Origin of the sequence: Methylomonas defluvii (genome assembly GCF_033949435.1) — a bacterium.
Taxonomy (GTDB): Bacteria; Pseudomonadota; Gammaproteobacteria; order Methylococcales; family Methylomonadaceae; genus Methylomonas; species Methylomonas defluvii.
Window position 1 is genome coordinate 116,523 of record NZ_JAXARY010000008.1, and the last position, 22,431, is coordinate 138,953.

Here is a 22,431-nt window from a genome sequence, read left to right on the forward strand (position 1 = left end):
TAAGGCCAGTATAGAAGAATCAAACCGGCTTGTGAAAATTAAGCTGGACGAAGCGCCCGTTACCGTCATCAAAACTGGTAAAACGGGTTAAACAGGCGTGCGGCAAATCGATATGAAAACTTTGGGTAACCGGCAGCTTGAAGGCTTCCGCGAATATTGCTCTGATCACACCGGCATGGGTTACTACCAGCACGCGGCGTCCGGCCTGCTCAGCCAATAAACTTTCCCAGCCCTTCCTGACGCGGGCGGCGAATGCTTGGTAGCTTTCCGCATTCGGCGGGGTGAAGTGGACGGGGTCTTTATAAAATGCCGCCAGAGCGTCGGGCCAGCGACTGGAAATTTGCTCGGCGGTTTGGCCTTCCCAAGCGCCGAAATCAATTTCACCCCATGCCGGTTCGATGACCAAGTCCAGTTGCTGTTGTTCGCACCAGGCCGCGGCAAAGGAACGGCAACGGCGTAGCGGCGAGCTGATCACCACATCCCACTGCCCTGCCCCGCATTGACCATACATCTGCCGCCAACCGCGTTCAGTCAGCGCATCGTCGGTGATTCCGCGATAATACGAACCGCCACGGGCTTCGCCATGTCGCAGAAAATCGATTACGGTCGACTGATGCATCGCGATGGAATCAAGTGTTCAAGGTATCCATCAAATCGATCATGAACTCCATTTCCTCGTCCTCGATCCGTTGCCATGCCCTAAAGCCCAGGGCATTCAACACCCCACCGCCTTTTTCATCCTTATCCATCTCCAGTAATATTTTTTGAATGTCGGCGCGGCGATTTTGCAATCTCGGCCCTATCATCAAAGAATGGTAGATGACGCTTATTTGGCTACGCACCAAGATCCGCAGCTGTTTTTTAATCACACCGGACAGGTTGTCATAGGCCTCCGCCAGAATGATACCGACATCCGCTTCGCCTTTCAGCAGGTGTTTGGCCACCAAAACATGATTGTCCGATAACAACGGGACGATATTCCCGGCGTGCAAATCCGCAGGCTCCAACATAATCATGCCCATCAGGCGCACATCCGGATCGTCGGTGAAAGCCACCCGAGTATTCGGTTGTAAGTCGGCCACATCGTTGATATTACTGCCGGCGTTAACGGCAATGATCGCTTCGTCGGATTCGCCCTGGGCGCGTACCAGCGGCAAAAAACCTTTCTCTCGGACCAGCATGGCGGCGTCAAAGGGGTTGGCGTAAATCAAATCGATCTTATCGGCTGCGATGGCCTGATGCAGGTCTTGATAGTGATTGTACATTTCCAAATGGATGGCCTCGGCGCTCTGCTTTTGCAACCAAGTGTTGAATATATACCAACCCGACAGGTGGTCTGGGGCAAAATCCGGGCTGACTGTAAACATGTAAGACATGATGCTCCCCAATTAACTAAGTGTCGGATACAGTGCGATGCATTCATCGACTTTACTGCGCGAGGGTTTGCGGCGCACCGAGGTATAGCCAACCACCTTGCCGCCGCGCACATTGGGAATGACCGTGGCTTTTACCCAGTAATAACCTCCGTCCTTACGCAAGTTTTTCACGAAGCCTTGCCATTTTTCACCGCGCTGCACTGTATCCCATAAGTCTTTAAACGCAGCGGACGGCATGTCCGGGTGCCTGAGAATACAATGCGGTGCGCCGATTAATTCCGCTTCGGTATAGCCCGACATTTCCACAAATGCGCGATTGACGTGGCTGATGATGCCATCCGGCGTCGTGGTGGAAACAATCAACTTGCCGTCGGGATACGGCGTTTCAAGCTCGGTGTACAGCACTTTTCTGGATTTGCCGTCGCAATAGGTAAGTGTTGCTTCCTGGTACTCGCCAATGATGTCTTCGGGCTTCATATCAACGATCATGATTTACTCCGGGTTGCCGGTTAGGGTTTACAGCATTTCGGAAATACTCTCTGCCGCACGCTTCACATCAAGAAAGATGAGTCCGAGCTTGGCGTTGGGTTTGGCGAGTACGGTAAGCACGGCTTCATTGCCGGCATAGGTCATTAACACATAGCCCCGGGCACCTTTGATCAACACCTGTTCCAAATTGCCGCGATTTAATTCTTGGGCAGTTCTATCGCCCAAAGACAACATCGCCGCACTCATAGCGCCCACTCGATCCTCGTCCATACCGGCTGGCAACACCGACGCCATCATCAGACCGTCGGTGGAAATCACACCTGAGGCTTCTATATCCGCCGAAGTACCGTTCAGCTCGTTTAAAACCGACGTCAGCATGTCTGCTTTCATAATCTAATTCCTATTCATTAATGGGTGATATGCGATCCGCTTAATTGGCAGCATCAGCGGCTTTGCTTAAATAACGGGTGATTAAAGCCCAGGCCAAGGTTACAAACTCCGCTTGGTTAAAATGCGGTACGCCGCTGATCGCCAACACGAAACGGTGCTTACCGACGAACATCGGCCAAAAGCCGATTTGACTGTTACCGAACGGATCAACGATGGCCCAAGCATGGCTGGAAATACCCATATTGTTTATCAGTAATCCGGAACGGCGTTTATGCACGGTTGCCAGTTCCGCGCTGAGCGCGGACAATTCTTCGGCGACCTCATGCGGAAAACCGCTACACGCCAGATAAAACCCTTGGTCATCTGCCAATAGCACTTTGCCGCTCTCGGAAATCGATCCCAATAAATCCGGCAACATCGTCTCAAGCGCAGCCTGTGGCGCCTGTAAAGGCGTGTCTACGCCTTGCACCCAACCTAGCTTTTGGCAGTACAGCAACAATTGCAAGGCTTTCTCCTCGTCATCGATTTCCATCAATGTTTGCAACTGCGCGATAGTCAGTGCCGGAGTCTGTTCCTGTTGCAGCAAGCGGATTAAAAACCGCCGGGGTTTATCGTTTTCAGGCGACGAGACAGCGTAGTAAGCACCAGCGGGAGTAGGATAGAGATACAGCCCGTTAATCAGATCAAATCTTTCCATGGTGATTACCCCGCCAAACCAGGATCCAGGGAATATAAAAGAGCTTGTACCAACAAAGAGACATCATTCTTTTCCCGCGCATCCACCGAAAAAACCGGCGGTTTCAAGCCAAAGCCTTGCAGTTGCGCATGGTAGTCTTCTATTGAGGGTGTGCTGCTTAAATCCATTTGCGTCACCCCAATCGCTACGCTGGTGTCGTTGATAAACTTACCGAACGCATCCAGAAAAAAACGCATATCCTGAAAAGGGTCTGCGCGGGTGTTGTCTAGCAATAAAATTAAGCCGATGCCGCCGTTGGTCAAAATATCCCACATAAAATCAAACCGTTCCTGGCCGGGAGTACCGTACAAGTGAATTTTTTCGCCGCCCGCCAAATTCATGACACCGTAGTCCATCGCCACCGTAGTGGATGCTTTACGATTTTTTGTCATATCACTGGCAGCCGCATCAGTTTTGATCGGAGGCACATCGCTAATAGCGTTGATTGCAGTCGTTTTGCCGGCGCCTACCGGGCCCGTGAAAATAATTTTGTATTGACTCATCGAGATTCCTTATCGTTTGCTAAGCGCCGCGCAATTTATTGAGAATTTTGCTTAATAAACCCTCATTTTTGGGCTTCTTGGTGGGTTCTACGGCAATCACCGCATCGGCTTGACGTTCGCTTTGTTTCAATATGCCTATCGTCTGGCAGGCACTAATAAACACAAACACATACTGCGGTTTGACATGTAACAGACCAGCAACTTCCAACGGCGTTCTCGGTGCCTGAACCAACAATGCGGCAATGCGCAAAGCGTCTGGCGTGATGACCAGTCGGGTAAAATTCGGCCATCTTTCTAAGTAGACCGGCCCTTGAATATCCAGACCTATCGGGAAGCGTCCTTTGGATGTCCAGATTGCCAATTTCCAAATAAAAGCACCCATATCTTGAAACTTATCTTCGGCGCGCTGAATGGCGGTTGTGGAATCGACTGCCGTCAAAATCATTTTGCCGACGGAGCCTTTACCCAAGGGCATCCCGGCAAATGCGCGGGTTTGTTTATCGTCGGCATCGATCCATACTTCCTGGCTTTCCGGAAAAATCGTCAAAGGTTTCCAAATCGAACAAAGTTGCAAAACACGCGACTGTAAATTGGCCGTTTTATATGCCGACATGACGTAGCCTAAAAAATACTGCCTGGGGTCGTAACAGGCTGTTAACAACTGCACCTCGTCGTCAAAATCGATGTCGCTCAGTGTCCCTAAAAACGCTGTGAAGCCGCCTTCGTTCAACTGCATTGCAGAATGATGTTTGCTGGCCTTGTGGTGCTCAGCGGCATCACCCGTTTTTGGCGCCTTAGCCTTATTGACATAGACATCCATAGCCATTTTTTTCGGCTTCTCGTCCATGGGCGGTTTGGGCACATCAGGTATCTTTGCAGGTGCTTGCGCAATCTTCGTACGTTCGGCAGCGGCTTTGCGAGCCTCGGCAACCGCCTTAATCTTGTCCAGCACCGCCATTATTTGCTGGACATTCACCGGCTTTTTGATGAAGTAAGTATTATCCAGTTGTAGGTTTTGTAATGACAATAAGATGATCGGTCGGCCCGGCGCGGCGGCTTTTCTGGCATCCAGAATATCCCGGGCTTTGGGGTGATCCGCGTCGATCATATCAATGCTGGCTTCGGCATCCTCGACCACGACGGCAGCCCCCCGACAAGGCCCCTTCAGATACATTTCCATGGTTTTATAAGTGCGGGTATCCATGCCATGCAGAGCGATTCGAAATGGCGTTTTGTTCGACTTGCTCATGATGCCTGTCCTTCAAAATAATGTGCCAATTCCAGCCATTCACCCTCCAGCACCACGCCGGAGTCGCTAAATCGCTGCCGATTGAGCTGAAAGCGCTCCCGGTTTTTTGTAGACTTATACAGCTCTAACAAAGCCAGTTGCAAATCCGGACGATCATGTTGCAGGTTGATACCCGTTTCCAGCACATCCATGGCTTGTTCGAGCTGACTGTATTCGATAAAGTCGTTGGCTAAGGCCAAGTAATCATGTTGCGCTTCGGTTTGCCGTCTGGACCTGACCAGTTCGCGGCTAGCCAACAGACCTTTACTGAACAAAGAATATCGGTTAGCTAGCGGCGTTTGCCCGTCAGTTTTAAGCAAATCCTGACATTGCTGGACAAGCAGCCGCGACTGGCTAGCTTGTATCATACGGCGACTGATCGCAGTTCCCTTCCCATCCAAAATAATCATTAAATCCAACAAGGCCGCGTAGAGTTGCTCGGACAGGCGCTGGTCGTAACAAAAATAAATCCGGCGTAGATGTGCCAGCAGATCTTTCGGGTTTCTACTAATTTTAAAAACTAATGCGGTCAATGCGTAATCAGCATCGGCGCTGGGGCAGCTAAACAAACTAAGCTCCCGGTCGTGCCAAAAATCGGTTTCTTGCGGGATTGCATCCAGCGATGGTCCAGCAAGCAGTCGGGAAAAATATTGGGGCATGCCACCCTCCAAATCAAACGATGCTCGAAGGGTAGCAGTTAAAAAGCCAATTTCCAGGATTTAGTGGGGTATTTGTTGTCTTGCTTCACATATTGCCTGACGAACGGCAACTGGTGCCGTGCCGCCGATATGATTGCGGGCAGCGACTGAACCTTCCAGTTTAAGAATGTCGAAAACGTCAGCTGTAATGGTGGCGGAAAAGCCCTGCAACTCCGTGAGCGCTAATTCCGACAGATCCCGATCCGTTTGTAGTCCTAGCCGCACGGCCTGGCCTACGACTTCGTGGGCATCACGGAATGGCATACCTTTGCGAACCAAATAATCAGCCAAGTCGGTAGCGGTGGCGAATCCTCTTTTGGCGGCGTTATACATATTTTCGCGTTTGGCTTGAATGCGCGGCAGCATATCGGCAAAGGCCCGTAAACAATTGATTAAGGTGTCGGCGGTATCGAACAAAGGCTCCTTGTCTTCCTGATTGTCCTTGTTATACGCCAAGGGCTGGCTTTTCATCAGCATTAACAAGGACACCAAATGCCCGGTGACCCGGCCGGATTTGCCGCGCACCAGTTCCGGCACGTCCGGGTTTTTCTTTTGCGGCATGATCGAGGAGCCAGTGCAAAACGCATCCGGAATGTCGATAAAATTGAATTGCGCGCTGGCCCACAACACCAATTCTTCGGAAAACCGCGACAGATGCATCATGATTAAACTGCCGGCCGCCGCAAACTCAATCGCAAAATCGCGGTCGCTGACCGAATCCAAGGAGTTATTCGACGGCCGGGAAAATCCCAATAGTTCGGCGGTCATAAAACGGTCGATAGGATAACTGGTGCCGGCCAATGCTGCGGCGCCCAACGGCATCACATTAAGGCGTTTACAGCAGTCTTGCAGACGCTCCTTATCCCGGCACAGCATCTCGAACCACGCCATCAGATGATGGCCGAATGTCACGGGCTGTGCGACTTGCAAATGGGTAAAACCCGGCATGATGGTGTCGGCCTCGCGTTCCGCCACATCCAATAAAGCGATTTGCAGGCGGTGTAACTGCGCCAATATCGTTTCGATTTCGCTGCGCAAATACAAACGAATGTCAGTTGCGACCTGGTCATTACGCGAACGGCCGGTATGCAGTTTTTTGCCGGCAATCCCGATCAAATCGGTCAAGCGCGCTTCGATGTTCATATGCACATCTTCCTGCTTGATTGACCAGACGAACTCACCGCGTTCGATCTCACCGCCGATTTGCATCAATCCGCTGCGAATGTCGGCGAGTTCCTGTTCGGTCAGAATACCTATTTTGCACAGCATGGCCGCATGCGCCAACGAGCCTTGAATATCTTGCCGGGCCATGCGCCGGTCAAAATTGACTGAAGCGGTAAATTCTTCGACAAAAGCATCGGTGGCTTCGGCAAAACGGGCGCTGGAAAGTTTTTCGGTGTTAACGGTGGTCATAAGCAATCAAACGGTAAATGCAAAAGAAGCGGGAATTATACCGATGCTGCGGCTATCCACCTTGGGAATTGCACACTCACTCGCAAACCGCCCAGTTGCGCGGAACGCATAATCTCCAACTCGCCGCCATAAAATACGGCGATGTCACGCACAATCGCCAAGCCTAGCCCATGTCCCTGCACTGCTTCGTCCAGCCTTAAACCGCGCTTACTGAGTTGCTGCATGTCCTGCGCCGAACAACCCGGACCGTCGTCTTCGACACTGATAGTAATGCCGGCGCCATGTTCAACCGAGACTAGAACCTGCTTGTCAGCCCATTTGCAGGCGTTATCCAACAAATTGCCGGTCAGCTCCAGCATGTCTTCCCGATCAAAATTGATTAATTGATCGGGGGCATTGACTTGGATCGCTAAATTTTTCTCGGCATAGACATTTTGCAACAGCATGACTAAGGCAGTGAGTTCTCGCTGTGGATTAAACACGCTGGCGGTTTGCATATTGCCGGAGATACGGGCGCGTTTTAATTCTCGCTCGATGCGCTCATGGATCGCTTGCGTTTGCTGTTGCAGCAGATTACGCAGCTCGGGATGAGCATCGAGTTGCGAATTTTCAGCCAGACGAAACAGCATCGCCAACGGCGTTTTCAGCGCATGCGCCAAATTGCCAATTGCGGTGCGAGACTGGTGCAAGCGCCTCTCAACCAACACCAACAAGCGATTGACTTCCGCAACCAAGGGTTTGATTTCCGCCGGCACTCTGGCTTGGATCTGTGACTGACGGCCGTAGGCAATCTCGGCCAGTTCGTCGCGCGCCGCCTGCAACGGTTTCAGCGATCTGCGTACATCGTTACTTTGCAGGGCGATTGCGATCAAAAGCACCATGGCCGTCAGTACCAGATAGGCAAGCCGGATGTGGTCTATGTCATGGCCAATATCGCTTAAATCCTCGGCGATGCTAATGGTGATCGCATGACCAAATCGCTCGAAACCTCGACTCAAAACCAGTAAAGGTTGGTGATGCGGTCCATCAGGAAAATGGAATTGCCTGGCGGTATTGGCCGGCTCGGTAGTAAAAGGCAAAACGTCGTCTTGCAGCGAACTTGAATAATAGGTTTTTCCGTCAAGCTGGATCACAAAGTAGTGACCCGAATAGGCTTGGCCGTAAACCGTGCCGGCATGCGAGCTATCGAAAATCAGTTGTCCTTCCGCGTTAAGCGTCAAGGTATCCAGCAACGAATCGCCATCGTGCTGTAAGCGGGTCAGCATTTGTTTTTCCGCCACAGAGCGAATCACCCAATCTGCTGCCAACCAGTGTCCGGCAAACACCATACTCAGGATAATGATCAGGCCGCGGTTAAGACGCTGGCGCAATGAGATCACAGCTTGTCACCGAAGATGTAGCCTTGCCCACGCCGGGTAGCGATCAAATCCTTACCCAATTTACGCCGTAACCGATTGATATACACTTCGATAACGTTGCTGGCCGGGTCACCGTCACATTCGTAGACGTGCTCAAGTAAATGGGTTTTGGTAAGCAACTTGCCGGGATGCAGCATGAAATAGCGCAGCAAACGAAATTCGATTGCCGTCAGCTCGACATGCTCAGCACCATCAACGCTGACGGTTTGCCTGTCTTCATCCAAGGCCACGCCGCAACCACACAGTTGCGGCTGCATCATCCCGTGCATGCGCTTTAACAGGGCCTGGATGCGTGCCTGTAACTCCTCGATATGAAACGGTTTGCCTAGATAGTCGTCGGCACCCACTTTGAAGCCGTCGACTTTTTCATGCCAGGCGTCCCTGGCCGTCAGCACAATGACCGGCACATGATTACCCGCTTGGCGCCATCGTCGCAGCACTTCCAGTCCGGGCATTTTCGGCAAGCCTAAATCCAGGATGACAATATCGTAGGATTCAGTCATGCCCAAAAATTCGCCATTCTCGCCATCCATGGCCAAATCGACCGCAAACCCGGCTCTTTCCAGATCGGCTTTTAAAGATCGGGACAGGCCTGGATCGTCTTCTACCAGCAATAGTCGCATAGTTGAGTCATAACAATGGTTGGTTTCAAAGATTTACTCGGAGTAAGGGTATTTTAACCCCGAACTTTTAAGATTGGATTTATCTCGGTTTCCTACACTAGCTACATCTGCAACTAAGCATGCCGAGGTAAACCACATGAATAACCAACACACCGTAGCGGTCTGGGACATTTTTATCCGTATTTTTCACTGGTCGCTGGTCGTTGCCTTTACTGTGGCCTATTTCACCAGCGAGGAAGAAAACGCTTGGCATATTTACGCCGGTTACACGGTTTTGGGTCTGATTATCTTCCGCATTCTGTGGGGAATCATCGGCAGCCGCCATGCCAGATTTAGCGACTTTGTCCGTTCTCCCGGAACTGTTCACCGCTATATTCGCGAACTGCGCGCTGGCTCCGCGAAACAGTATGTCGGCCACAATCCTTTGGGCGGCTGGATGGTCATGGCATTGCTCTCAACGCTGCTGGTTGTGACGGTCAGCGGCTTAAAAGTATATGCGATAGAAGAAGGCCGAGGTCCGCTGGCTGCCAATCCAACAACACTAACTTTGATTAGCGCTGCCCATGCGGAAGAAAACGACGAAGAGGATGGAAAAGCAGAAACGCAAAGCCAAGATGAAGAATTTTGGGAGGAAATTCATGAAGGGGCAACCAATTTTATGCTGGTCCTAATTGCCTTACACGTAGTGGGCGTCTTTGTTTCTGGTAGAGCGCACAACGAACACTTAATCAAAGCTATGCTAACCGGAAAGAAATCAATTAAATGACACTAAAAATGTGAGATTTCCCACAATTTTAATTTTGAATTCATTTTCCATTGTTATAAGTCCCGCGACTTTTAGTTGTCTAAATATGTCGAAATCGACTTTTGAGTTTAGGCAACTGACTACGTGCCTTGCGGTAAGACTTCTTAGCTTTTTGACTTAGTCAGGCTTTATCTCGGCCTATCAAAATCAGGAGGTCGTCGGTTCACCCCGCCAAGTTTCATTGTTAGTTAAAGTCAATTGACACACCACAAACCTACAGGGAACACTCAATGAAACAGATGACATTCTTACTGCCATTGCTGGCGCTCGGTTCTATTGCCGAAGCAAGCGACATCAGGGGCGGGCTAGGCAACTTTGACGCACTGAATCACACCGGCGGTCCGGTCTACGGCATAGAAATAGAACTCGACGATACGAACAGCAAAGATGTAGTCAGCACCTACCCAGGTAATCATTACGGTTACGGAAAAATACGGGAAGACCTCAGCGACCCGGCGCACCCCAAAACCTTCGTACGTTACGAAAAAGACGGTGCCTTCACCAATCCCTATCCAATCGGCAGTACCTTGTATTGCTACGATTTAAGCAAAAATGTCGGCTGCGAACATTTTGGGGTGCACTTTGCCTACTCCGCCACCACGCCTTATAGCGCGGTCAAATACAACTGGCTGGTCAAGGATGGCAGTGGCAAACTGGTTGTTGGTCCCGCGCTGCAGTTGAATACGCCGGTATTCGACTACACCCCACCGACCACTGACTTCCCTGCTCAAGTCGTGGCAACCATGCCGGCTCCGGTTGTTCCGCAAAGCGTCGTAAAAGAATTTGGCGAACCCAGTTGGGTCAAGGTTATTAAAACTAAAACTCACAACGCTCGGGTTTTGGCCTTAGGCGCACTGATCAGTGATGATCATGACCACGACGGTCTAGCAGACTGGACCAATGGTGAGCCGGACGAAGTCGAATCCGAATGGTATTTGCTGCAATCCCACAATGGTGTCAGCAACGCCAAATCCGAATTGCGTGGCGGCAGTGACAGCATGGGCAACAACGCCGAAGAAGTCGTCACCCGCCGTTATGAGTTTTATGCCTATGGCGGCCCCGCCGCGTCCATTGATGGCGAAAAGGGTGAAGCCATGTGCGATGCGGTCGGAACGGATAATCTGCACGGCGACGGCGTAGTGGAAGTAACCGATGCCAACGGCGGCTCTCATGAATTCGATTGTTCGACTGCGGAAGTCGTCGGTGCCTATCAAGGTTCGCAAATGACGGAATTCCTAGCCATCTCGCCCTTCGCAATGGTCGACGCGCTGCAAAACGGCAATGTCAACGAAGTGTTTCCGGAGCGGCCCACCATTAGCGGCGGCAACACGCCTTACGTGGTCAACGTCAGCGCCGGCGCATTACCAAACGGTTTGACTCTTGCGCAAGACACAGGTCTGTTATCAGGCCTGCCTTCCAAGGTAGGCATTTTCAACTTTACCGTCTCAGCGAACGATGCCGATAACACCAGCGCATCTAAAGCTTTTACCGTGAAAGTAACAGGCCCCGGCGATACGGATCGCGATAACGACATCGACATGAACGATTTGAACGCCATCAAAGCCAAATACGGCAAAGTGGTAGCAGCCAACGACCCCGCTGATCTGAATGGCGATTTGCGAGTCAATATTATCGATTACAGAAAGGCAGCTTCGCTTTGTACCTTGCCGCAATGTGCCGTGGTCAACCCTGCGCCCTGAACCAATTTTTAAATACTTTTGCCGGAGCAGTTAACTCCGGCTTACGCTTCTATGGAACCTTTCATGAACAAACATTTACTTACCAAACTGCTTGCGCTGGCATTCGTCGGGTTTTTCCAGACCACCGAAGCGGCCACGCTTAATCTTAAATTTTCTGACAACACGAATATCCGCTCATTCGCTAAAGGCTCTATTTTCGATGTCAATATTTATATTAATAACGTTGCTGATTTGGCGGGCTTCGATTTCGATCTGACCTACAACAGCACCAATCTATCGGCGCAATTGCTAAGCAGTGGCAGTATTTTTGGCACTGACACCGAAAGTCTGGCGAACAGCATTACCCCAGGCTCGGGCGCAACCTTGGGGAAAATTCATTTTGCCGAAATGCTGTCGGGCAGCGTCGCAACCGGTTTGAATATCTCTGAGCCCACCTTGCTGGGCACCGTCAAATTTCAAGCGCTCAATGTCAGCGCGGGGAATGCCTTAAGCATAATCCCCGACCCGATCTATACGCCGGCACAACTACTATTTCTCTCCGATGGTAGCGGGCCCGCCACAACCATCACAGGCGCTACTGTCCACGTCACTGCCGCACCAGCCGCTGTTCCGTTGCCTGCATCTGTCTTCTTGTTTGTTCCGGCGCTGTTAGGCATATTCGGCTTTGGGAAAAAACCAAATTAAAAAGCCATAAAGCAGTTCGCCGGGTTATCGCAGCGATTTTGTCCGTCGACGGATAAGGTGGTAGCAATGTCAAAAGCCATCCCTTGGGGATGGCTTTTTCGTTTTTAGGAGGCAAAGGGAAAATTAAATTGAACAACGTTTAGTTTATCGTTATAGTGCCTTCCGGCAAATCGCAATCTGTCTGCTAATATGCGCTTACGGGAGGAATATCATGTTAAAAATTGTTTTACGCTGGCTGTTGACGCTAGTCTATCGAGTCAAGGTCCACGGGCTGGAAAATTACGCTAAAGCCGGCAACCGCGTGTTGATCGTCGCCAACCACACTTCATTTCTCGATCCTTTGCTGCTGGGCGTGTTTTTGCCGGACGACATCACCTTTGCGATCAATACCCAAATCTCTGAACGCTGGTGGCTAAAGCCATTTTTGCGTTTATCCAAAGTGTTTCCGATGGATCCAACGCACCCCTTGTCTTTAAAGGCGTTGATTCATCATTTGCAAAGCGATACCAAAACCGTGATTTTTCCGGAAGGCCGGATCACCGTGACCGGCTCCTTGATGAAAATCTACGACGGCACCGGCATGGTTGCCGATAAATCGGGGGCAACCTTGTTGCCGATTCGCATCGACGGCGCTGAATACAGCCGCTTTTCCAAGCTGGGCAGCGTGCGTCAACACTGGTTTCCGCGCATCACCATTCATATTCAGCCGCCAACCTTGATCGAGACTCACGGCGATGTGACCGGCAAAGCCCGCCGCAAGCATAGCGGCCACATCCTGGCTGACATCATGACGGAAATGATGTTTGCCACCAGCCATTATCAACAAACCATCTTTGCGGCCTTATTGGAAGCTCGGGCTTTACATGGCGGGCGTTACACCGTTGCTGAGGATCTGGAACGCAAGCCACTAAGCTACGACGCACTGATCACCCGCAGCATCATCGTAGGCAAACTAGTCAAAACCCTCACGCAAACCGGCGAGAATGTCGGCGTGTTGCTGCCCAATAGCTGTAAGACGCTGAACGTGGTACTGGGTTTACAGATTTATCAGCGGGTACCGGCGATGCTGAATTATTCAATCGGCGCCGCCGGCATGGCCGCCGCTTGCCGCACCGGACAAATCAAACTTGTGCTGACTTCGCGCAAATTCATTGAATTAGCGAAACTGGGAGACGAAGCCGCAACGCTGGCACAACACGTCAAATTAATTTATTTGGAAGACTTGGCGACATCACTAACAAGTGTCGACAAAATCATCGGCTTGCTACAGGCTAAAACCGCAAGATTTTGGTACAAAAGCCAGGACTACGATGCTGACGATGCGGCCGTCGTACTGTTTACTTCAGGTTCGGAAGGCTTACCGAAAGGCGTGGTGTTGTCGCATGCCAATATCCTGGCCAATCATAAACAAATCAGAGCGCGCATTGATTTCGGACCGGGGGATGTGGTGTTGAATTTTCTGCCGATGTTCCATTCCTTCGGCTTCACGGTCGGCACGATGATGCCGATATTGAACGGCATGACCAGCTTTTTTTACCCGTCGCCACTGCATTATGCGGTGATTCCGGAGATGGCATACGAGGTAGGCGCGACCATCATGTTCGGCACCAATACCTTTTTGGCGGCATATGCCAAAAAAGCCCATCCTTACGATTTTTACTCATTGCGTTACGTGGTAGCCGGCGCCGAAAAATTGCAAGAAACCACCCGCACCACTTGGTTGGATAAATTCGGTATCCGTATCTTGGAAGGTTACGGCGCCACGGAAACCTCGCCGGTAACCTCGGTAAACACGCCGATGGACTACAAGGCTGGAAGCGTCGGCCGCTTCATGCCCGATATGTTGCATAAATTGGAACCGGTGCCTGGCATTGAGAACGCCGGTAAATTGCATGTTGCCGGCCCCAACATTATGAAAGGTTATCTACTGCCGGACAATCCCGGAGTTTTGGTACCGCCTTGCTCCGCTGCTTTCGGCGAAGGTTGGTACGATACCGGCGACATCGTGCATGTCGACGAGGAAGGCTTTATTCACATTCAAGGCCGCAGCAAGCGCTTTGCGAAAATTGGCGGCGAAATGGTCTCGCTGACTGCGGTGGAACAATTGGCTATCCACGCTTGGCCGGAAGCGCAGCATGTGGTGGTCAGTTTGCCCGATCCAAAAAAAGGCGAACAACTGGTATTGTTGACCACGCGCCGCGACGCCAACGCGAAACAGTTGGCCGAAGCCTCCACCGGCGTCGCCACCATCAATTTACCCAAAAAAGTGTTTGTGCTCGATAAACTGCCGGTATTGGCGACCGGAAAAACCGATTATCCTGGTGCGACAGCCTTAGCAGCCGAATTACTGATGTCGGACCAATAAAATATGTTCAACGCTGAAAAGAGACTCGCTGTTTTGATTGACGCTGAAAATACTCGTCTGGCTTCTCTTGAAGCAATTATTACTGAACTCTCAAAATACGGATATATCGTCGTAAAAAGGGCATATGGTGATTGGGCCTGTCCAGCGCTAAAAAATTGGAAAGAGCCTCTAAACGAGTTGGCAATTCAACCAATACAACAGTTTTCTTATACTCAAGGTAAAAACTCATCCGACGCTGCTTTAATTATCGACGCAATGGATTTGTTATATTCTAATAAATTCAATGCTTTTGCACTTATTTCAAGTGATAGTGACTTCACTCGACTAGCAACCCGTTTAAAGGAATCACAACTTCACGTTTATGGTGTTGGAGAAAGAAAAACCCCTATGGCGTTTCGAAATGCCTGCGATGACTTCATCTACATTGACGTTTTAACCACTTTGGACACTGATGATGAAGACAGAGATTTAGATAAAAACCAACAGGTGATAAAAACACAATGGACAAGGCAGCAACTGTGTATGGATACAAAGTTAATTAATATGCTTAGAAACGCAGCTAAGGAATGTTCAAACGAAAATGGATGGGCACTTTTAGGTCTAGCTGGAAGTTTAATAAAACGCCAATTTCCAGATTTTGATCCTAGAAATTATGGCTACATAAAACTTTCAAGTCTAATTGACGCCACTGCTCTGTTTGAAATAACGCATGAAAAAATGAAGGGTACTAACGCAACCAGGATGTCCTATCGCGACAAGAGGCTACAAAAAATCTGACCACTTTTCCGATAAGAGTATAAATTTTTCAAGCTAGGGACCATTTCGAATGAGCAAACACATCTATCCCCTTTTAATCGCGCAATTCCTCTCGGCATTTGCCGACAACGCCATATTGTTTACAGTCATCGCCATGGTGATGCAGGATGCGCACCCGGTTAGTTGGTACGTGCCGGCACTACAAAGCGTGTTTCTGGTGGCATTCGTAGTGTTGGCGCCCTGGGTGGGTGGGTTTGCCGACAGCCATGCTAAATCGCGGGTGTTGATTGTCGCCAATCTGATCAAGGCTTGCGGTGCCGGCTTATTGTTATTTAAAGTCGAACCACTGTTAGCTTATTGTGTAGTGGGAGTCGGCGCTGCGTTGTACAGCCCAGCCAAGTATGGGATTTTACCGGAACTGGCAGGACATGACGGCTTGGTGAAAGCCAATAGCTGGATAGAAGGATCGACTATTCTGGCGATATTGACCGGCATGGTGGTGGGCGCCAAGCTGGCCGATCATTCCACCACTTGGGCCTTGCTTGTAACAATATTATTGTTTTTGATTTCTGCTGCCACCACCTTATTCTTGCCGATAGGCTTACGTAAAGCGCCACCGTCCGGCTCGAAAATCAGGCTGTTCTACTTGGAAGTTAAAACATTTCTGGCAATGCCACGCTCACGCTTCGCGGTGCTGGGCGCATCCCTTTTTTGGGCAGCAGCAGCCAGTGTGCGGGTGATTATCATCGCCTGGGCGCCGTTGGTGTTAATGACGCATAACGCCAGCGATATTGCCAATCTCACGCTATTTTTGGCTATCGGTATCATCGCCGGTTCAGTCCTGGTCCCACGCTTGATTCCGCTGGAACATTTGCGCCGCGCCCGCATCCCGGCCTATCTGATGAGCATCTTCATCATCGCCCTGAGTTTCACGGAAGCAGTCTGGCCGGCGCGTTTTGTGTTGTTTTTAATGGGTATGGCAGGCGGCATGTTTATCGTCCCAATAAACGCTGCTTTACAGGAGATCGGCCAACAAAGCATAGGCAGCGGCGGTGCGGTAGCGATGCAGAATTTTTTCCAGAATGTAGCAATGCTATTGTCGGTCGGCGGCTACACCCTGGCGGCAGCCGAACAAGTAACGCCGATTACAGCACTAATCGGCTTGGGCTTGCTACTACTGGCGGCTACTTTTCTGGTGGTTTGGCATTTACCTGAAGTGGAGCAAGCGCCTTCCAGCCTTGAATAAAGGTTTGCACCAACAAATCCACGCTTAACTTGGATGCTGCAATGTCGCTGACTTGCGGTTTGGCGGTTAGCGACAAAATACAGATGCCATGCACGCCGCTCCACAAAGTTCTGGCTGCCAGCCGGCTATGTTCCGCGGAGCTGCCGGGTGTAAGCTGGATAAACAACACCTCGACAATCGCAAACATCTGCTCCACCTTTTGTAGATACCAGTCAGGCTGAGGCTCCTCGCTCTGAATATCGAAGATCATTCGCCAGCGATTGAAATGCTGGGCGGCAAAATTTAGATAAGTTTCCGCCAAGATCAGAATATTTTCCTCGACACTGGCGGACGGTTCACAGTGAAGCAATTGTTTAGCCAACTCATCCAATGTGCGGCCTTTGACGTGGGTCAGCAAATCGTTCATATTGGCAAATACCATATAAATGCTGCCCACGGTATAGCCGATTTCCATCGCGATTTTGCGCACGGTCAGAGCGCTATAGCCGTCCTCTATAACGATGGTTTCTGCGGCGACCAGCACCATTTCCTTGATTTGTTCCTGACTATGTTCGCTTCTTCTTGCCATATGTTCTCTGCGACATGCACTAAAAACAGCTACCATACACGACCTTGCCTCAGGAATCGATAGTTTACATGCACAACGAACTTCTCGATGTCGTCGATAACGACGATACAGTGATTGCCCAACAACCCAGGTCGGTGATTCACGCCAACAGCCTGCGCCACCGGGCCGTGCATATTCTGGTTTTCAACGATGCTGGCCAGTTGTTTCTGCAAAAGCGCTCGATGAAAAAAGATTTGAACAAAGGCTTATGGGATACCTCGGCGGCTGGTCACGTCGACGCCGGCGAAAGCTATGACCGTTGCGCGCCTCGTGAATTAAAGGAGGAATTGGGCATATTTGCCGAAAGCCTGGAGAGTTTATTTAAATTGGAACCTAGCACCGACTTAGGTATGGAATTTATCCAGGTCTATCGGTGTCGGCATAACGGACCATTTAGCTTAGCGGCAGATGAAATCGACGAAGGTTGTTGGGCAGATCCGGATAACCTGGATAAGCGCGTTGCCAAGAACGATCCAACCTTGACGCTGACGTTTAAAATTATCTGGCAACGGTTTAGGAATATTGCAAACTAAAATGCTTGTTAGATACTCATCATCAATGTCACTTAAACGATGAGATTAAAACGCAGATAAAAACGAAAGTGGCGGAGCGGACGGGGCTCGAACCCGCGACCCCCGGCGTGACAGGCCGGTATTCTAACCAACTGAACTACCGCTCCGCAGTAGAGAGCGGCGCATTCTACAGCATATCGCCCAAGCGTCAAGCAAAAGCCCAAATTAATTATGCCGGCACCATCCTGCCCACTCTGTAACAGCCCCGATACCCATCTTTATCACAGCGACGCAAAACGCGATTACACTCAGTGCCGACAGTGCTTACTGGTGTATGTCGCTTGCTCTCAGCACTTATCGCCGAGCCAGGAAAAAGCTATTTACGATCTACATCAAAATACCATTGACGATCCGGGCTACATTGAATTTCTATCCCGCTTGGCAAAACCTTTGCTCAGAAAATTACCGAACAATTCTGTTGGACTTGATTATGGTTGCGGCCCAGGCCCGGCGCTTGCAGAACTGTTCAAGGCGCGTGGGCATCGAATCAATGTCTACGACCCATTCTATGCGGACTTTCCTGAACACCTGCAAAGAACCTACGACTTTATCGTCTGCACCGAGGTAGTAGAGCATTTTCGCACGCCGAAACGTGAGTTCGACACGCTGTTTAGACTATTAAAACCCGGCGGTTGGCTGGGCATCATGACCAAATTGGTCATAGATGCCGAGGCCTTTGCCAAATGGCATTACAAAAACGATCAAACCCACATCGCTTTTTTCTCGCGACCGACTTTTCATTGGTTAGCGGCGCATTATCATTGCCAAATAGAATTCATCGGCAACGACGCGATTATTCTGCAACGCAATCCTGACCCTTACAACAATTGACTTCCACGGTGATATGGTCGAGCTGCGCGAATTTGCCCAATAGATTCTTGTAATAACTGGGCGATTTTGGCTGCTGCGTGACCAAAACCACGATTGCCGCATAATGATTGGCACTAACGGGCCAAACATGCAGATCGCTGACAAGGCATTCGCCGTCTTCCTCCAGCGCGGTTTGTATCGCGTGGGTGTATTTGGGGTTCATGGTCTGGTCCAGCAATACGGGGCTGGTCTCTTTGATTAAGCCGTAAGCCCAGACCAGAATCACTGTCGCGCCAACAAAACCCATCACCGTATCCAGCCAAACCCAACCGTAATATTTGCCAGCCACCAAGGCGACGATGGCCAATACCGATGTAAGGGCATCGGCCATTACGTGTAGATAGGCCGCTCTTAGGTTGTGATCGTGATGATGGGAGCGCTGAGCTTGATCTTTGTGGCCGTGTTCTTCATGGTCATGGTCATGGTCATGGTCATGGTCATGGTCATGGTCATGGTCATGGTCATGGTCATGGTCATGGTCATGGTCATGGTCATGGTCATGGTCATGGTCATGGTCATGGTCATGGTGAGCATTATGCCCGTGTCCATGGTGGTGATCGTGATGGTCTCGCAATAATAGCGCGCTTAACAGGTTGATCAACAAACCCACTTGCGCGACTAAAATCGCCTCGTCAAAGCGAATTATTTCCGGCATCAGCAACCGCTGCACCGAGTCGGCAATCATTACCAAGGCTACCATCGCCAATGCTATCGAACTGGCAAATCCGCCCAATACACCCACCTTGGCGGGGCTAAATGCGAAGGTTTGATCATTCTGGTGGATACGGCTGTAACGGTAGGCGAAGATTGCAATCATAAAAGCCACCACATGCGTGGCCATGTGCCATCCGTCCGCCAACAACGCCATCGAATGAAACTGCATACCGGCGACAATTTCCACAATCATCGTCGCAAACGTCAGAAGCAGCACCCATTTCGTACGACGCTCGCCTTTGCGATTGATCCGCGCGAAATCGTGCGAATGTTGCCAGTTACTCAATTGATGTTCATGCATCCGTAGTTCCTTGTTCGCTAAAGCCGAAATCATTACCGAGACAGCATTTTAGCGCAGCTTACCTGGAAACACTTCCGCAAAGTAAAAGCCCCTGTTATTTGCGGCAAACCGCCGTAAAATAAGGTTTTCAACCTATTCGCCCTGCACTTTCAAGCATTCGATGAGTAATTCCGAGCAGATCTTCAGCGTATCTCAGCTAAACCGCGAAGCCAAACGCTTGCTGGCCAGCCATTTCTTAACCGTGCAAGTACAAGGCGAGATTTCCAATCTCAGCCTGCCCTCTTCCGGCCATTACTACTTTACCTTGAAAGACGCGCAAGCCCAGATCCGCTGCGCCATGTTCAAAGGACAACAGCAACGACTAAGGTTCAAACCTGCCAACGGCAATCTGGTGGTCGCCACCGCGCAAGTCAGTTTGTACGAACCGCGCGGCGATTATCAATTGGTCGTGGAACAATTGGAAGAAGCAGGTGACGGCGCATTGCGTCTGGCGTACGAACGCTTAAAACAAAAGCTATTACAGGAGGGTTTGTTCGAGCAAAACCGCAAGAAACCGCTGCCGCCACTGCCAACACAAATCGGCGTCATCACCTCGGGCAGTGGCGCAGCGATTCACGATATTCTCAGCGTACTGAAAAGGCGCTTTCCGGCGATCCCGGTGCTGATCTATCCGGTAGCGGTGCAGGGCGAAAGCGCTAAATTCGAGATCAGCGCGGCATTGGCAGCAGCCAATAAACAAGCTCTGGTAGATGTGATCATCCTAGCGCGCGGCGGCGGGTCGCTGGAAGATTTGTGGGCGTTTAACGAAGAAATTGTCGCCAGGGCGGTAGCGGCCAGCGAAATTCCGGTGATTTCAGCAGTAGGCCACGAGGTGGATTTCAGCATCGCCGATTTCGTCGCTGATTTACGCGCGCCGACACCATCGGTAGCGGCCGAATGTGCGGTGCCGGACCAATCCGCCTGGCTTAATCGCTTTACAGCTATCGAGCGCCAACTAACCCGGCAAATGCAGGATAAATTACAGCAGCAACAGATGCATTTGAGTTGGCTAAATAAAGCCCTACAAACCCAACATCCGGGCGAAAAACTACAACGCAATGCCCAGCGTCTCGACGAATTGGAACAACGCTTGGATCGCGCGACGCGAGCCGGCTTGGGGCTGTGCCGCCAGCGTCTGGCGTTAAACACCCAGCGTCTGAACGGACAGCAACCGTTGGTATCGATTCACGGCTATCGGCAGCAACTTGATTACTTCCAACAACGATTAAGCCGTTCGATGCAAATTAAACTGACGGCATTGAAAAATCGGCAACGCGCGAGGTCACAAACCTTACATGCGATTAGTCCACTGGCAACGCTGGAACGCGGTTATGCTATCGTGCAACGACACGAAAGCTCCCAGCTGGTGAAGTCGGTTAAACAGTTAGCCAAGCTTGAACTGTTCGACATTAGAATGGCCGATGGGCGCATCGTTAGTAGAGTTGATGAGGTGATACCCGATTAAATCTGGCCGGCGCTTTAATTGCCATCGACAATCATCCATCGGTTTTATCGTCGGCGATTACTGGGCATAAAACATGCTTTAGTGCATTAGTTTACAAATCACACGAGTGTTCAAATGACAATATTCGACAGAACCATACCCCTGAGTGTTGGTTATGCTCACATCGATCATGATCACGGCATCTTTATTGATTTGGTAAATCAATTGGATAAGGCCAATAACACTGACTTTCCGGGCTTGTTTGCGCAATTGTATCAACACACCGAAGAACATTTTGAATCTGAAAATCGGTTAATGGCGCAATTCGGATTTCCGGCGGAAACCGAACACAAAGGCGAACATCAACGGGTTTTGGAAGAATTCAAACAGTTTAAAACCCGGATCGACAAAGGCTTAATTTCCTTTGGTCGTGCTTTTGTCAAGGAGCGTCTGCCGCAATGGTTTTTATTGCACATTACGACAATGGACAGTGCATTAGCGTCACACATTAAAGCACAGCAGGAATTGCAAGACGAATGACGCCTGATAAGGAGCTGAGAATAATAAGAGATTTTTACGACGCCGCCGAAAGCGATGCTATCTATAGGCGTTTGCTCCAGGAACAAAATTGGCCCGACAATTGTTACAGCGTTGCCGGTCGGGAATTTACTTTACCCCGCCTGCAAACCTGGCATGCTGATCCGGGGATAGTTTATAGCTACAGCAATAATCTATTAAAAACTCGGCCCTGGACGCCATTACTATCGGATATAAGGCAAAAAATCGAACAGTTCTTAAACTTTTCATTTAATTCGGTATTAGTGAATTTATATCGCAACGGCGATGATTATGTAGGCTGGCATGCGGATAACGAAGCGGAGTTGGGACCACAGCCTTTTATCGCATCATTGACGCTGGGAGCGACCCGACAATTTGCATTTCGGCATAAAAAAACCGCGGAAAGCGGCAGTATTTTACTGACTAGTGGAATGCTATTGATTATGCAGCCCGATTTTCAACACCACTGGCTGCATAGTATTCCTGTCGATCAGAAGTTGACTCAAGGACGCATAAACTTAACGTTTCGGAGAGTTATCGCTCCGAAGTAGCTTAGTTTATCGCTTTGGGCAAGCAGTCCTAATGTTGTTCCAATGTTTTAGCTTGCTCAGCTTCAAACTTCTTTCTTTTGTCACATTTCTCACTACACACACAGTTGCCGGTGCCCCCGCAAGACCCCTTGATGGCATTCCGACCGAAAAGCACACCGACTGCCATGACGGCAATAACGATCAACATAAATAAAAATGTTACTAAAAAATAACCCATTTTTTTCTCCTGTTTTTTCTAATCACTGAAACGAAAAAAGGAGCGATCCGAAAATCGCTCCCTGTGCT

The 22,431-nt window shown here is 50.2% G+C and carries 25 protein-coding genes and 1 tRNA gene; 11 read left to right on the forward strand and 15 right to left on the reverse strand.

The window, feature by feature from the left end:
• Nucleotides 1-19: 19 nt before the first annotated feature.
• The 11 genes from QLH52_RS10405 to QLH52_RS10455 are packed head-to-tail and all read right to left on the reverse strand — an operon-like array spanning nt 20 to nt 8,934.
• Complete coding sequence (locus QLH52_RS10405) at nt 20-619, reverse strand: histidine phosphatase family protein (RefSeq protein WP_319961489.1); 600 nt, start codon at nt 617-619, stop codon at nt 20-22.
• 10 nt (nt 620-629) lie between these two features.
• Nucleotides 630-1,376 (reverse strand): phosphate/phosphite/phosphonate ABC transporter substrate-binding protein, encoded by a 747-nt coding sequence (locus tag QLH52_RS10410; protein ID WP_319961490.1) that lies wholly within the window; start codon nt 1,374-1,376, stop codon nt 630-632.
• Between the two features lie 12 nt (nt 1,377-1,388).
• Nucleotides 1,389-1,865 (reverse strand): PAS domain-containing protein, encoded by a 477-nt coding sequence (locus tag QLH52_RS10415; protein ID WP_033159326.1) that lies wholly within the window; start codon nt 1,863-1,865, stop codon nt 1,389-1,391.
• 27 nt (nt 1,866-1,892) lie between these two features.
• Nucleotides 1,893-2,255, reverse strand: coding sequence for a roadblock/LC7 domain-containing protein (locus QLH52_RS10420; RefSeq protein ID WP_101052602.1), 363 nt, complete (start codon nt 2,253-2,255; stop codon nt 1,893-1,895).
• Nucleotides 2,256-2,295: 40 nt separating this feature from the next.
• Nucleotides 2,296-2,952 (reverse strand): hypothetical protein, encoded by a 657-nt coding sequence (locus QLH52_RS10425; RefSeq protein ID WP_319961491.1) that lies wholly within the window; start codon nt 2,950-2,952, stop codon nt 2,296-2,298.
• A 5-nt stretch (nt 2,953-2,957) separates the two neighbouring features.
• Nucleotides 2,958-3,494 carry a GTP-binding protein gene (locus tag QLH52_RS10430; protein WP_033159328.1) on the reverse strand — a complete coding sequence of 179 codons (537 nt, stop codon included), beginning with the start codon at nt 3,492-3,494 and terminating at the stop codon, nt 2,958-2,960.
• A 19-nt stretch (nt 3,495-3,513) separates the two neighbouring features.
• Nucleotides 3,514-4,743 carry a hypothetical protein gene (locus QLH52_RS10435; protein ID WP_319961493.1) on the reverse strand — a complete coding sequence of 410 codons (1,230 nt, stop codon included), beginning with the start codon at nt 4,741-4,743 and terminating at the stop codon, nt 3,514-3,516.
• Nucleotides 4,740-5,441, reverse strand: coding sequence for a type IV pilus assembly protein FimV (locus tag QLH52_RS10440; RefSeq protein ID WP_319961494.1), 702 nt, complete (start codon nt 5,439-5,441; stop codon nt 4,740-4,742). The genes QLH52_RS10435 and QLH52_RS10440 overlap by 4 nt, the downstream gene beginning before the upstream one ends.
• A 60-nt stretch (nt 5,442-5,501) precedes the next feature.
• Entirely contained in the window at nt 5,502-6,893 is a 1,392-nt protein-coding gene (argH, locus tag QLH52_RS10445; protein WP_319961495.1) for an argininosuccinate lyase, read from the reverse strand.
• Nucleotides 6,894-6,928: 35 nt separating this feature from the next.
• Complete coding sequence (locus tag QLH52_RS10450) at nt 6,929-8,272, reverse strand: sensor histidine kinase (protein ID WP_319961496.1); 1,344 nt, start codon at nt 8,270-8,272, stop codon at nt 6,929-6,931.
• Entirely contained in the window at nt 8,269-8,934 is a 666-nt protein-coding gene (locus tag QLH52_RS10455; protein ID WP_033159333.1) for a response regulator transcription factor, read from the reverse strand. Before QLH52_RS10455 ends, QLH52_RS10450 begins: the two co-directional genes overlap by 4 nt.
• A gap of 136 nt (nt 8,935-9,070) precedes the next feature.
• On the opposite strand from QLH52_RS10455, the gene QLH52_RS10460 reads away from it, so the two are divergent.
• From QLH52_RS10460 to lplT, 6 genes are all read left to right on the forward strand, one after another.
• Nucleotides 9,071-9,700, forward strand: a complete 630-nt coding sequence (locus QLH52_RS10460) for a cytochrome b/b6 domain-containing protein (RefSeq protein WP_033159334.1) — start codon at nt 9,071-9,073, stop codon at nt 9,698-9,700.
• Nucleotides 9,701-9,969: 269 nt separating this feature from the next.
• Entirely contained in the window at nt 9,970-11,439 is a 1,470-nt protein-coding gene (locus tag QLH52_RS10465) for a putative Ig domain-containing protein (protein WP_101052586.1), read from the forward strand.
• 63 nt (nt 11,440-11,502) lie between these two features.
• Nucleotides 11,503-12,123 (forward strand): cohesin domain-containing protein, encoded by a 621-nt coding sequence (locus QLH52_RS10470; RefSeq protein ID WP_319961498.1) that lies wholly within the window; start codon nt 11,503-11,505, stop codon nt 12,121-12,123.
• Between the two features lie 211 nt (nt 12,124-12,334).
• Nucleotides 12,335-14,488: an AMP-binding protein gene (locus tag QLH52_RS10475; RefSeq protein WP_101052582.1), complete on the forward strand. Its 2,154-nt coding sequence runs from the start codon at nt 12,335-12,337 to the stop codon at nt 14,486-14,488.
• A gap of 3 nt (nt 14,489-14,491) precedes the next feature.
• Nucleotides 14,492-15,265 carry an NYN domain-containing protein gene (locus tag QLH52_RS10480; RefSeq protein ID WP_033159338.1) on the forward strand — a complete coding sequence of 258 codons (774 nt, stop codon included), beginning with the start codon at nt 14,492-14,494 and terminating at the stop codon, nt 15,263-15,265.
• A 49-nt stretch (nt 15,266-15,314) separates the two neighbouring features.
• A complete protein-coding gene (gene lplT, locus QLH52_RS10485) occupies nt 15,315-16,490 on the forward strand; it encodes a lysophospholipid transporter LplT (protein WP_033159339.1) in 1,176 nt (391 codons plus the stop codon).
• Here lplT and QLH52_RS10490 read toward each other — a convergent pair.
• Nucleotides 16,429-17,058, reverse strand: coding sequence for a TetR/AcrR family transcriptional regulator (locus QLH52_RS10490; protein ID WP_033159340.1), 630 nt, complete (start codon nt 17,056-17,058; stop codon nt 16,429-16,431). The two genes, lplT and QLH52_RS10490, sit on opposite strands and share 62 nt — an antisense overlap.
• Before the next feature lie 68 nt (nt 17,059-17,126).
• Here QLH52_RS10490 and QLH52_RS10495 point away from each other — a divergent pair, with 68 nt between their 5' ends.
• Nucleotides 17,127-17,630: an NUDIX hydrolase gene (locus tag QLH52_RS10495; protein WP_033159341.1), complete on the forward strand. Its 504-nt coding sequence runs from the start codon at nt 17,127-17,129 to the stop codon at nt 17,628-17,630.
• Nucleotides 17,631-17,699: 69 nt separating this feature from the next.
• Here the strand turns inward: QLH52_RS10495 and QLH52_RS10500 are convergent.
• Nucleotides 17,700-17,776, reverse strand: a tRNA-Asp gene (locus tag QLH52_RS10500).
• A 64-nt stretch (nt 17,777-17,840) separates the two neighbouring features.
• Here QLH52_RS10500 and QLH52_RS10505 point away from each other — a divergent pair.
• Nucleotides 17,841-18,500 (forward strand): class I SAM-dependent methyltransferase, encoded by a 660-nt coding sequence (locus tag QLH52_RS10505; protein ID WP_319961499.1) that lies wholly within the window; start codon nt 17,841-17,843, stop codon nt 18,498-18,500.
• Here the strand turns inward: QLH52_RS10505 and QLH52_RS10510 are convergent.
• On the reverse strand, nt 18,463-19,554 hold the full coding sequence (locus QLH52_RS10510; RefSeq protein WP_319961500.1) for a cation diffusion facilitator family transporter: 1,092 nt from the start codon (nt 19,552-19,554) through the stop codon (nt 18,463-18,465). The two genes, QLH52_RS10505 and QLH52_RS10510, sit on opposite strands and share 38 nt — an antisense overlap.
• A gap of 160 nt (nt 19,555-19,714) precedes the next feature.
• Between QLH52_RS10510 and xseA the strand changes: the two genes are divergently transcribed.
• From xseA to QLH52_RS10525, 3 genes are all read left to right on the forward strand, one after another.
• Nucleotides 19,715-21,058, forward strand: coding sequence for an exodeoxyribonuclease VII large subunit (gene xseA / locus QLH52_RS10515; protein ID WP_319961501.1), 1,344 nt, complete (start codon nt 19,715-19,717; stop codon nt 21,056-21,058).
• 114 nt (nt 21,059-21,172) lie between these two features.
• Nucleotides 21,173-21,577, forward strand: a complete 405-nt coding sequence (locus QLH52_RS10520) for a bacteriohemerythrin (protein ID WP_051670515.1) — start codon at nt 21,173-21,175, stop codon at nt 21,575-21,577.
• A complete protein-coding gene (locus QLH52_RS10525) occupies nt 21,574-22,146 on the forward strand; it encodes an alpha-ketoglutarate-dependent dioxygenase AlkB family protein (protein ID WP_171695024.1) in 573 nt (190 codons plus the stop codon). Before QLH52_RS10520 ends, QLH52_RS10525 begins: the two co-directional genes overlap by 4 nt.
• A gap of 28 nt (nt 22,147-22,174) precedes the next feature.
• Here QLH52_RS10525 and nqrM read toward each other — a convergent pair whose 3' ends face one another.
• Nucleotides 22,175-22,363, reverse strand: coding sequence for a (Na+)-NQR maturation NqrM (gene nqrM, locus QLH52_RS10530; protein WP_033159346.1), 189 nt, complete (start codon nt 22,361-22,363; stop codon nt 22,175-22,177).
• Nucleotides 22,364-22,431 lie beyond the last annotated feature (68 nt).

Excerpts from the sequence above, each read along its gene's own strand:
- QLH52_RS10405 (WP_319961489.1), bottom strand. The coding sequence starts at position 619 with ATGCATCAGTCGACCGTAATCGATTTTCTGCGACATGGCGAAGCCCGT.
- QLH52_RS10410 (WP_319961490.1), bottom strand. The coding sequence starts at position 1,376 with ATGTCTTACATGTTTACAGTCAGCCCGGATTTTGCCCCAGACCACCTG.
- QLH52_RS10415 (WP_033159326.1), bottom strand. The coding sequence starts at position 1,865 with ATGATCGTTGATATGAAGCCCGAAGACATCATTGGCGAGTACCAGGAA.
- QLH52_RS10420 (WP_101052602.1), bottom strand. The coding sequence starts at position 2,255 with ATGAAAGCAGACATGCTGACGTCGGTTTTAAACGAGCTGAACGGTACT.
- QLH52_RS10425 (WP_319961491.1), bottom strand. The coding sequence starts at position 2,952 with ATGGAAAGATTTGATCTGATTAACGGGCTGTATCTCTATCCTACTCCC.
- QLH52_RS10430 (WP_033159328.1), bottom strand. The coding sequence starts at position 3,494 with ATGAGTCAATACAAAATTATTTTCACGGGCCCGGTAGGCGCCGGCAAA.
- QLH52_RS10435 (WP_319961493.1), bottom strand. The coding sequence starts at position 4,743 with ATGAGCAAGTCGAACAAAACGCCATTTCGAATCGCTCTGCATGGCATG.
- QLH52_RS10440 (WP_319961494.1), bottom strand. The coding sequence starts at position 5,441 with ATGCCCCAATATTTTTCCCGACTGCTTGCTGGACCATCGCTGGATGCA.
- argH (WP_319961495.1), bottom strand. The coding sequence starts at position 6,893 with ATGACCACCGTTAACACCGAAAAACTTTCCAGCGCCCGTTTTGCCGAA.
- QLH52_RS10455 (WP_033159333.1), bottom strand. The coding sequence starts at position 8,934 with ATGCGACTATTGCTGGTAGAAGACGATCCAGGCCTGTCCCGATCTTTA.
- QLH52_RS10460 (WP_033159334.1), top strand. The coding sequence starts at position 9,071 with ATGAATAACCAACACACCGTAGCGGTCTGGGACATTTTTATCCGTATT.
- QLH52_RS10465 (WP_101052586.1), top strand. The coding sequence starts at position 9,970 with ATGAAACAGATGACATTCTTACTGCCATTGCTGGCGCTCGGTTCTATT.
- QLH52_RS10470 (WP_319961498.1), top strand. The coding sequence starts at position 11,503 with ATGAACAAACATTTACTTACCAAACTGCTTGCGCTGGCATTCGTCGGG.
- QLH52_RS10475 (WP_101052582.1), top strand. The coding sequence starts at position 12,335 with ATGTTAAAAATTGTTTTACGCTGGCTGTTGACGCTAGTCTATCGAGTC.
- QLH52_RS10480 (WP_033159338.1), top strand. The coding sequence starts at position 14,492 with ATGTTCAACGCTGAAAAGAGACTCGCTGTTTTGATTGACGCTGAAAAT.
- lplT (WP_033159339.1), top strand. The coding sequence starts at position 15,315 with ATGAGCAAACACATCTATCCCCTTTTAATCGCGCAATTCCTCTCGGCA.
- QLH52_RS10490 (WP_033159340.1), bottom strand. The coding sequence starts at position 17,058 with ATGGCAAGAAGAAGCGAACATAGTCAGGAACAAATCAAGGAAATGGTG.
- QLH52_RS10495 (WP_033159341.1), top strand. The coding sequence starts at position 17,127 with ATGCACAACGAACTTCTCGATGTCGTCGATAACGACGATACAGTGATT.
- QLH52_RS10505 (WP_319961499.1), top strand. The coding sequence starts at position 17,841 with ATGCCGGCACCATCCTGCCCACTCTGTAACAGCCCCGATACCCATCTT.
- QLH52_RS10510 (WP_319961500.1), bottom strand. The coding sequence starts at position 19,554 with ATGCATGAACATCAATTGAGTAACTGGCAACATTCGCACGATTTCGCG.
- xseA (WP_319961501.1), top strand. The coding sequence starts at position 19,715 with ATGAGTAATTCCGAGCAGATCTTCAGCGTATCTCAGCTAAACCGCGAA.
- QLH52_RS10520 (WP_051670515.1), top strand. The coding sequence starts at position 21,173 with ATGACAATATTCGACAGAACCATACCCCTGAGTGTTGGTTATGCTCAC.
- QLH52_RS10525 (WP_171695024.1), top strand. The coding sequence starts at position 21,574 with ATGACGCCTGATAAGGAGCTGAGAATAATAAGAGATTTTTACGACGCC.
- nqrM (WP_033159346.1), bottom strand. The coding sequence starts at position 22,363 with ATGGGTTATTTTTTAGTAACATTTTTATTTATGTTGATCGTTATTGCC.